This window comes from Sulfurimonas sp. (assembly GCF_014859695.1).
In the GTDB taxonomy this organism is placed as follows: Bacteria; Campylobacterota; Campylobacteria; order Campylobacterales; family Sulfurimonadaceae; genus Sulfurimonas.
Window position 1 is genome coordinate 1 of the sequence record NZ_JACUTS010000068.1, and the last position, 9474, is coordinate 9474.

Consider the following 9474-nt stretch of genomic DNA (forward strand, 5'->3'; position numbering starts at 1 on the left):
TTTGTTTTTCGAGAACTACAAGAAGTCTTGTGATATAATCAACATAAAATATCGGATTTGCTTAATGAGAGAGAAAAAAATTATCGGTACTAAAGAGCTTATATCCATTCCGGACTTAGATCTTTATAATCTTGATGCAAAAATTGATACCGGTGCAGATTCAAACGCTCTACACTGCGACGATATATTTGTAGATGATGAGAATATTGTACATTTTAAACTATTGGATGAAGTGCATACGGCATACAATGGGAAAAAAATGGCTGTTCCTCTCTATGCTATGAAAAAAGTCCGCAGCTCAAACGGAGAACTGCAGCACAGACCATCAATCCGGGTCGATGTTGAGTTTTTTGGAAAAACCTATAAAACAGTTATATCTCTTACAAACCGCTCAGACATGAAGTACCCTATGCTGATTGGCAAAAAATTTTTAGCAAACAAATTTTTAGTTGATGTTTCAAAAGAATATCTTACAAAAACAATCTAATAGAGGGAAAAATATGAGAGTCTATATATTATCAAGAAACAAAGAACTATACTCTACAAAAAGATTGGTTGAAGCCGCTCAGGCAAGAGACTGGGAAGTCAGAGTGATTGACTATCTAAAATGCAGCATTGAGATAGCAAAGGGCGAGCTTAAAATCAACTATCAGGGAAAAGAGCTTCCCGCTCCTGATGCCATTATTCCAAGAATCGGAGCGAGCAGAACTTTTTACGGAACTGCCATGGTAAGGCACTTTGAGATGATGTCTACCTTTTCAACATCGGGAAATCTAGCTCTTGCAAGAAGCAGAGACAAACTTAGAAGCCTTCAAATACTCTCAAAAAACGGTGTAGATATGCCAAAAACCGTTTTTGCTTCTAACAAATCAAATGCAAAAGATGTTATTGAACTAAGCGGAGGGGCGCCGCTGATACTCAAGATACTTGAGGGAACGCAAGGGGTCGGAGTAGTTTTAGTAGACAGTGAGAAGGCGGCAAAGTCTGTACTAGACGCATTTTACGGGATGGATGTAAATCTTCTTGTTCAAGAGTATATAGAAGAGGCAGGCGGAGCCGACATAAGAGTTCTGGTTGTGGGAGGAAAAGTGGTCGGTGCTATGAAGAGACAAGGTGCAGAGGGTGATTTCCGCTCAAACCTCCATCAGGGAGGAAGTGCAACTGCTCATAAACTCTCTAGAAAAGAGAAAACAACGGCGCTTGCTGCCGCAAAAGCGATGGGTCTTGGAGTTTGCGGGGTTGATATGATACCTTCAGCAAGAGGTCCTTTAGTCATGGAGGTAAACTCTTCACCTGGATTAGAGGGGATTGAAAAATCTACAAAGATAGATATCGCCGGAAAAATCATGGACTATATTGCAGAAAACGTAACTCCGAAATGTGAAACAAACACGAAGAGAAGAAAATTAAAAAAAGATAGCATTGGAGCTTAGAGTATGCCTGATGCAAAATTTGTTTTAGGTGCCAAAGAGATACCAAAAGGTGCAAATCTTACCGTAAATATTGAACTGCCAAAACTTTACAACACACCGACTCAGCTCCCCATACATGTTATCAGAGGCAAAAAAGAGGGTCCTGTGGTCTTTATCAGTGCAGCCATCCATGGAGATGAGTTAAACGGCATAGAGATAATAAGGCGGCTTAGAAAACTGAATATTTTAAAGAAGATAAAAGGAACTATTTTGCTGGTTCCCATAGTTAATGTTTATGGAATTATGACGCTCTCAAGATATCTGCCCGATAGAAGAGATTTAAACAGAAGCTTTCCAGGAACTCCAAAAGGCTCTCTGGCGAGCAGGGTTGCAAAAATATTTTTTGATGAAGTCGTAAGAAAATGCGACCTTGGAATAGACCTTCACACCGCTTCAATCCACAAATCTAATCTTCCCCAAGTTAGAACAAACATAGACAACGAATACGCTTTTTCTTTGGCAAAAGCATTTGGGGCTCCCGTTGTTCTTCACTCCGAACTTCGAGACGGCTCACTAAGGGCAGTTGCGCAAGATGAGGGCATCCCTATACTTCTTTATGAAGCAGGCGAGGCGTTAAGATTTGATGAAACATCAATCAGAATCGGTGTGCATGGGATAATAAATGTACTTAGAGAAAATGGAATGCTGCCAAAAGTCGCAAAAAAAAGAGATAGAAAAAACCCTATAGCTACAAGAAACAGTCAGTGGATACGTTCAAGTGAGAGCGGCATGTTAAGAACCATAAAAGCTCTCGGCGATACTGTCCGTAAAGACGAGATTATCGCTTTTATAGATGAGCCCCTCGGAGATAACAGCTTTGAGTTAAGAGCACCGTATGACGGGGTAATCATAGGCAAATCAGAGATACCTCTTGTACAAGAGGGAGATGCGATTTTTCACATAGCAAAACTTAGGAATCTTGAGATAGCAGAAAATAAAATCGAGTATTTCAATGAAAATTCAATTGAGTTAAGCGAATTTTTTGAACTCAACAACGAGGATATAATAGAGTAATCATGGAACTATTTTACGATATATTGAAACAACTTATCCGAATACCGAGTGTTGTCGGGGAAGAACACCCCTTTTTTATGTTTATAAAAAGAGAGCTTGAAGAGTTAGGCGTAAAGGTTGAGTACTACGACGGTGTGCTTATAGCAAAAGGGGATGACCCAAAAAGTGGATACATCTCTGCACATGCCGACAGACATGGTCTTATCTGTACGGGGCATAACGAGTTTCAGTATGCTGCGTTTATTGCAAAAAACAAGGCGGACTTGACGGGTGATTCAAGTTCAGAGCAGCTGCTCCACAACTTTACCGCAAGATTTGTCGATGAAAAAGTTCAGGCGTATGAGCCATGGTCTGGAACCTACTTGGGACTTGGCTCGATTAAAGATGCTTTTTTATGTCAAAGAAGAAAAAACATTATCTTTAAAGTAGAGGGATTTGAGTACCTATTTCCCGGAACACCCATAGCTTTTACCGATAAACTTGAGATAAAAGACGATCTTATCTCCGCACAACTCGACAACGTCATAAGCGTAGCCATCATTATCTACATGTACGCCATCGGCTATAGGGGAACAGCTTTTTTTACCGCTTCTGAGGAGGCTGGAAGAAGCTGGAGATTTTTGCTAGAGTGGTTTAGACGTTTTGACATAAAAACAGACGAGCTTCTCGTTCTTGACACTAGCCCCTACCCTACTCTGGATGAGATTAAAAATATAGACATAGTTATGAGAAACAGAGATTCCAACGCAGTGTTCAGGTCGCCTTTAAAAAATAAGATAAAACAAATAGCGATTAAAAACAAGATACGCTATGATTTTAAAGACAACTATCTAAAAGCTAAAATGGCAAGAAACGGCACGATAAGCTCTCTTGGAACTACAGAACTTGGAAGATTGATTCATGCAACCAAGGGCGAGATACAGGGAACTACTCTGCAGATACCTACAATCGGGTATCATACAGTCCATGAAACGACAACAAAAAATGCAGTTGAGGGTATGATTAAAGTTTTAAAAGAGTTGTATATAACTAAAAACATAAAAGAGGAAAAGTGACTAATATTCATGACCTAGTTGAAAATCTTCACTTAGAGGATTTACAAAACGAAAAACATCCATCTATATTTGATGAAAACGATGGCTATGAGATGCTTATTCTCAGATTGCCGGTAATTATGGATGAACTTGAAGTAGTCTCCACAGGATTTATAATCACTCCCGACAACAGCTATCTATACAAGCGGGATGAAAAAGAGTTTCACTCTTTAGGAAGCCGTTTTGAAGCTCCTTATGAGATTTTAGACGGCATGGTTGATGAACTTTTAAAAGCTTTTGACGGTTACCGCGGCCTACTTGAAGATATGGAGGAGAGCCTTTACCTAAATAAAACGGCAGACTCTTTTATGAACCAATGGCTAAAACTTAAGCGCAATATTGTACGAATAGAGAGAATACTAATACATGCATCTTCGACTATGGACAGGGCGATTGAATATTATGAAAAGAGTGATAATTTTCCGCTAAATCATTATATTGACCTGCATGAACACATGGAGAGAACAATGAGATCTGCTACGCTGCAACTCTCTAAGCTTGATTACCTTTATAGTTTCTACAGTGCGCGAACAAACGAGAGAATGAACACTCTCATCTACAACCTTACCATTATATCGGCTATATTTTTACCGCTGAATCTTGTTGTCGGCTTCTTCGGCATGAATACAAGCGGTCTCCCCTTTACAGAAGGTGCATCAGGAACGTCAAACGTTGTTATTTTGATAGTCTGTTTATTGATTATTGCACTTGGCGTTATCAGTTTTATTAAAAAGAGAGTATAAAAGAAGAGGTTTGTCACTAAAATAGGCTGAGAGACCTATTTTAGAAGGAGAAATAAAATTTTAGATATTTAAATTAATAAATATCTGAATTTGGGTGGTTAGGCTTAGTAATGGGGGTCTGAGCCTCTTTTGTGTCGTAGTGAACTACGTTGTCTGCTTGAAGAGCACCTAATGTCAATGCGATTAATAAAATAATCTTTTTCATTTTGTATCCTTTGGTAAGAACGCGTTACGCTCTAGTTTTTTAAATCAGAGTAATTTTATCCGATTTAACTTTTAACTTTCTTATCACTTTTTAATTACGTAGTAGTTTTAAGAATTTTTTAAATATTTATAAAAACCTCTGTTTTGTAATTTGAGACAATCTCAAATCCGCTATAATTCCACATGTCAAAATTTAAAGTTTATTCAGATTATTCGCCTGCTGGCGACCAGCCTACAGCCATTAAGACTATAAGTGATTCCATTATAAAAGGGAACCGCTACCAAGCCTTAGAGGGCGTGACTGGAAGCGGTAAGACCTACACAATGGCAAGTGTTATAGAAAAAGTGCAGATGCCAACCATCATCATGACGCACAACAAAACTCTTGCCGCACAACTATACAGCGAATTTCGCCAGTTTTTCCCAAATAACCATGTAGAGTATTTTGTCTCATACTACGACTACTATCAGCCAGAGGCGTACATCCCGCGTCAAGACCTCTTTATAGAAAAAGACAGCGCTATAAACGACGAGCTTGAGCGTCTTCGCCTCTCCTCAACTGCAAATCTTCTCAGCTATGATGACGTTATCGTCGTGGCTTCCGTATCTGCAAACTACGGTTTGGGAGACCCGCAGGAGTATGAAAATATGGTGCAGTCCATTGCCATCGGCGACACAATTGCACAAAAAAAGCTTCTGCTTCGTCTTGTAGAGATGGGTTACAGTCGAAACGACACCTACTTCGACAGCGGACATATACGCGTAAACGGCGAGACTTTAGATGTATTTCCGCCCTACTTTGAGCAAGAAGCCATCCGCATAGAGTTTTTCGGCGACGAGATAGAGGCTATCTACACCTTTGATGTAATAGATAACAAAAAGCTTGAAGATCATAAACACTTTACTATCTACGCAACCTCGCAGTTTAGCGTAAGCCAAGAGAAGATGTCTGTGGCAATAAAACGCATAGAAGAGGAGCTTGATGAGAGACTTGCATACTTTCAAAAAGAGGGCAAACTTGTTGAGTATCAACGTCTGAAACAGAGGGTAGAGTTCGACCTTGAGATGCTTCAGACTACGGGAATGTGTAAAGGGGTTGAGAACTACTCAAGACTTCTCACAAACAAAAAACCGGGGGAAGCACCCTACACTCTGCTTGATTACTTTGCTCTGCACCATAAAGAGTATCTTGTCATTGTTGATGAATCACACGTTTCACTCCCGCAATACCGCGGCATGTACGCGGGAGACAGAGCCAGAAAAGAGGTTTTGGTGGAGTACGGTTTTCGTCTGCCGAGTGCGCTTGACAACAGACCTCTAAAAGCTGATGAGTATATAAACAAAGCTCCACACTATCTTTTTGTATCTGCAACGCCATCAATTTATGAACTTGAAATGTCAAGCGTCATTGCAAAGCAGATTATCCGCCCTACCGGACTTCTTGACCCTGTTTTGGAGATAAAACCATCAACAAACCAAGTTGAAGATATACATGATGAGATAAAAAAGGTAACTGCCAAAAATGAGCGTGTTCTGATAACGGTTCTTACAAAAAAGATGGCAGAAGCGCTTACAAAATACCTTGCAGATTTGGGAGTAAAAGCTGAGTATATGCACTCAGAAATAGACACAATACAAAGAAACCAGATTATACGTTCTCTTCGTCAAGGCGAATTTGACGTTCTCATCGGGATAAATCTACTGCGTGAGGGGTTGGACCTTCCTGAAGTAAGCCTTGTAGCCATCTTAGACGCGGACAAAGAGGGATTTTTAAGAAGTGAGACAGCTCTTATACAGACAATAGGAAGAGGTGCTAGAAACTCAAACGGCAGAGTTATTTTATACGCAAATAAAATCACTTCCTCTATGCAAAAGGCGATTGACATCACCAATGCAAGAAGAGAGGTGCAGAAAAAATATAACATAGAGCATAATATTACGCCGACAACAACCATTCGTAAACTTGATGAAAATCTTAAGGTTGAGGATTACGGCGGTATTTACCAAAAACATAAAAAAATGGATAAAATACCGCCTTCAGAGAGAAAAGCGATGATAAAAGAGCTCTCTTTAAAAATGAAAGGCGCAGCCCGTGAGCTAAACTTTGAAGAAGCCGCTCACCTTCGTGATGAAATAACAAAAATAAAAAAACTTTAGGATACATAGATAAATGGAAGATACATTTAGCAACTTAGCGACTTATGGATATATAGGGCTTTTTCTCTACTCTTTAGGCGGTGGTTTCATAGCCCTTGTCGGAGCAGGTGTTTTGTCTTTTATGGGCAAAATGGATTTAAGCCTCTCCATTCTTATAGCATTTATAGCAAATGCTCTTGGAGATTTTTTACTTTTCTACATGGCAAGATATCAAAAAACAATGATGATTGATGGTCTGCGCAAACATAGAAGAAAACTCGCACTTGCACACATTATGATGAAAAAGAATGGTTCGTGGATAATTTTAATCCAAAAATTTGTCTATGGCATAAAAACACTTATACCGATTGCTATCGGATTGACAAAGTATGATTTTAAGAAATTTGCTATATTAAATGTTTTAAGTGCCGGTGCTTGGGCTCTTATTTTTGGACTCGGCAGTTACTATTCAGGTAATTTTTTAGTAAAAGTGGCTCAGGCTGTAGGAGATAAGCCATGGATAGCGCCTATAATTCTAGTAGTTTTTGGCTCAGCTTTATGGTTTTATATGAAACATGCCACAAAACGAAGGAACTGAGCTTCTTTAGAAATAGAAAAGTCAAATAGAGAGATTTAACTCTCTATTTTTGGTCCTGCAGCAGAGTAGTCAAACTCGCTGTCTTGGCTCTGATATTTTTTAAAGTTCTCTATAAACATCTCGGCTAACGTATCTCTGGTTGTATCAAACCCTTCTTTATCCATCCATGCGTTACGAGGGTTAAGAATCTCTGGATTTATATCTCCCAGAGTTTTTGGAACATGTAGACCGAATGTTTTTGTAACATCAAATTCGCTGCGCTTGATGCTTCCGTCTAAAATAGCATTGATGCACGCACGTGTGTCTTTGATGCTCATTCTATGTCCAACACCATATTTTCCACCGGTCCAGCCGGTATTTACAAGGTAAACATTTACGCTATGTTTGTCAATCTTTTCACCCAGTAGCTTAGCATAAACCGTTGGATGAAGCGGCAAGAAAGCCTCCCCAAAACAAGCGCTAAATGTTGCAACAGGCTCGGTAATACCGCGCTCTGTTCCTGCAACCTTTGCAGTATATCCGCTTAGGAAGTAGTACATTGCTTGTTCACGTGTAAGTTTTGAGACAGGAGGAAGAACGCCAAAAGCGTCCGCAGTTAAAAAGATTATGTTTTCAGGATGGCTTGCACCTAGGGACGGTTCGTGGTTGTCTATATGCTCTATCGGGTAAGAGACTCTGGTGTTCTCTGTTTTGCTTGAGTCTTCGTAATCGACTTCACCGTCACCGTACATGACGACATTTTCAAGCAGAGCACCGGGTCTAATGGCGTTGTAAATCTCCGGCTCGCTCTTACCGTCAAGATTTATAACCTTGGCGTAACAGCCGCCTTCAAAATTAAACACACCGTCATCATCCCATCCATGCTCATCATCACCGATAAGTCTTCTATGTGGATCTGTTGAGAGCGTAGTTTTCCCGGTACCGCTTAGTCCGAAGAAAAGTGCCGTATCGCCACGTTCTCCTACATTTGCAGAACAGTGCATAGAGAGTTTACCCTCTAGCGGCAACCAGTAGTTCATCATAGAGAAGATTCCCTTTTTTAACTCGCCGCCGTACCATGTACCGCCGATAATAGCTAAATTGTTCTCGATGTCAAAAAGCACAAAAACTTCAGAGTTGAGCCCATGCTCCATCCATTTGTCGTTAACTGCTTTACAAGCATTTAGTACGGTAAATTGTGGTTTAAAAACTTCCAGTTCTTCTTCTGTAGGGCGAATAAACATATTTTTAACAAAGTGAGACTGCCAAGCTATTTCTGTAATAAAACGTATATTCTTTTTTGAAGCTTCGCTAGAACCGCTATAAACATCAGTTACATAAAGATCTTTGCCGGAGAGCTGCTCTCTTGAGAGATCTAAAAGTTCATTAAATATTTCTTCACTGATTTTTTGATTTATATCACCCCAAGCAATATATTGATTTGACGGATAACGATCTACAAAATATTTGTCTTTTGGACTGCGACCGGTAAAAATACCAGTGTCTACAGCTGTTGCACCCTTCTTGGTCACAACACACTCATTATTTTCAATCTCATGTCGAATTAGTTCATCATAACTTAGATTATGATAAATCTTACCAACACTTTTTAAGCCTATCTCTTCTAACTCGGTTAAGTTCATAACTTGCCTTATGGTACTTTTTAATTATGGGTGGAATTATACACTTAATAAACATAAATTAAAAGTAAATATCTTGTTCGGATTTCATTTTTTTATAACTTTTATAATACGTTAATTGCAGAAAAATTACTTTAAGAATTTTTTGGTAAAATTTCGCTCATGCTCGCATAACTCAGTTGGTAGAGTGTTACCTCGACAAGGTAAAAGTCACTGGTTCGAGTCCAGTTGTGAGCACCATCATTTATTACTACTAATTACTTATTTTAGGCACTTTAAGCTCCCCCTATGTTTTACTTGTTACAATTTCCATATATCCATTTACTACTAAATACTGATAAAATGTTGCGGTAAATGTTGCGGTAAGATTTTAAACAAGGTAGAAATAAAAATGTCTAATTTGATAAAAACAAAATTTGCAGGTATTTACTACAAAGAAGAGCCTAAAACAAAGGTTAAAACCTACATTGCCAGAATCAATATAAGAGGTCTTATTAACACGGAACAGATAGTCGGGTACTCCAATGATGCAATAAGGACAAACCCCTCTATAGCCTTTCAAAAAAGAAATGAACTCATACAAAAAATAAAAGC

General features: G+C 39.1%; 10 protein-coding genes and 1 tRNA gene. 9 read left to right on the forward strand and 2 right to left on the reverse strand.

Going from position 1 to position 9474, the window contains the following annotated elements:
* Window positions 1-64 precede the first annotated feature (64 nt).
* Genes IBX42_RS09825 through IBX42_RS09845 form a run of 5 tightly spaced genes read left to right on the forward strand, consistent with a single transcriptional unit; the run spans window position 65 to window position 4323 of the window.
* A complete protein-coding gene (locus tag IBX42_RS09825; protein ID WP_294932431.1) occupies window positions 65-487 on the forward strand; it encodes a RimK/LysX family protein in 423 nt (140 codons plus the stop codon).
* 13 nt (window positions 488-500) lie between these two features.
* Entirely contained in the window at window positions 501-1433 is a 933-nt protein-coding gene (gene rimK / locus IBX42_RS09830; RefSeq protein WP_294932434.1) for a 30S ribosomal protein S6--L-glutamate ligase, read from the forward strand.
* 3 nt (window positions 1434-1436) lie between these two features.
* Window positions 1437-2486: a succinylglutamate desuccinylase/aspartoacylase family protein gene (locus IBX42_RS09835; protein ID WP_294932438.1), complete on the forward strand. Its 1050-nt coding sequence runs from the start codon at window positions 1437-1439 to the stop codon at window positions 2484-2486.
* A 2-nt stretch (window positions 2487-2488) separates the two neighbouring features.
* The gene (locus tag IBX42_RS09840) at window positions 2489-3541 is read left to right on the forward strand and encodes a peptidase M42 (protein ID WP_294932441.1); all 1053 of its coding nucleotides are present in this window, start codon (window positions 2489-2491) and stop codon (window positions 3539-3541) included.
* Window positions 3538-4323 carry a CorA family divalent cation transporter gene (locus IBX42_RS09845; RefSeq protein ID WP_294932444.1) on the forward strand — a complete coding sequence of 262 codons (786 nt, stop codon included), beginning with the start codon at window positions 3538-3540 and terminating at the stop codon, window positions 4321-4323. The genes IBX42_RS09840 and IBX42_RS09845 overlap by 4 nt, the downstream gene beginning before the upstream one ends.
* A 73-nt stretch (window positions 4324-4396) precedes the next feature.
* On the opposite strand, the gene IBX42_RS09850 is transcribed toward IBX42_RS09845, so the two are convergent.
* Complete coding sequence (locus IBX42_RS09850; protein ID WP_294932447.1) at window positions 4397-4528, reverse strand: hypothetical protein; 132 nt, start codon at window positions 4526-4528, stop codon at window positions 4397-4399.
* Between the two features lie 182 nt (window positions 4529-4710).
* Here IBX42_RS09850 and uvrB point away from each other — a divergent pair, with 182 nt between their 5' ends.
* Both uvrB and IBX42_RS09860 read left to right on the forward strand, forming a co-directional pair.
* Window positions 4711-6684 (forward strand): excinuclease ABC subunit UvrB, encoded by a 1974-nt coding sequence (gene uvrB, locus IBX42_RS09855; protein WP_294932450.1) that lies wholly within the window; start codon window positions 4711-4713, stop codon window positions 6682-6684.
* A gap of 13 nt (window positions 6685-6697) precedes the next feature.
* Window positions 6698-7261: a DedA family protein gene (locus IBX42_RS09860; RefSeq protein ID WP_294932453.1), complete on the forward strand. Its 564-nt coding sequence runs from the start codon at window positions 6698-6700 to the stop codon at window positions 7259-7261.
* Window positions 7262-7296: 35 nt separating this feature from the next.
* Here the strand turns inward: IBX42_RS09860 and pckA are convergent, their stop codons facing one another.
* On the reverse strand, window positions 7297-8883 hold the full coding sequence (pckA, locus tag IBX42_RS09865; RefSeq protein WP_294932455.1) for a phosphoenolpyruvate carboxykinase (ATP): 1587 nt from the start codon (window positions 8881-8883) through the stop codon (window positions 7297-7299).
* Between the two features lie 161 nt (window positions 8884-9044).
* On the opposite strand from pckA, the gene IBX42_RS09870 reads away from it, so the two are divergent.
* Together IBX42_RS09870 and IBX42_RS09875 are read left to right on the forward strand one after the other, a co-directional pair.
* Window positions 9045-9120 (forward strand) — tRNA-Val (locus tag IBX42_RS09870).
* 151 nt (window positions 9121-9271) lie between these two features.
* Window positions 9272-9474, forward strand: a 203-nt coding sequence (locus tag IBX42_RS09875; protein WP_294932457.1) for a hypothetical protein, incomplete at its 3' end; no start/stop codon positions are given.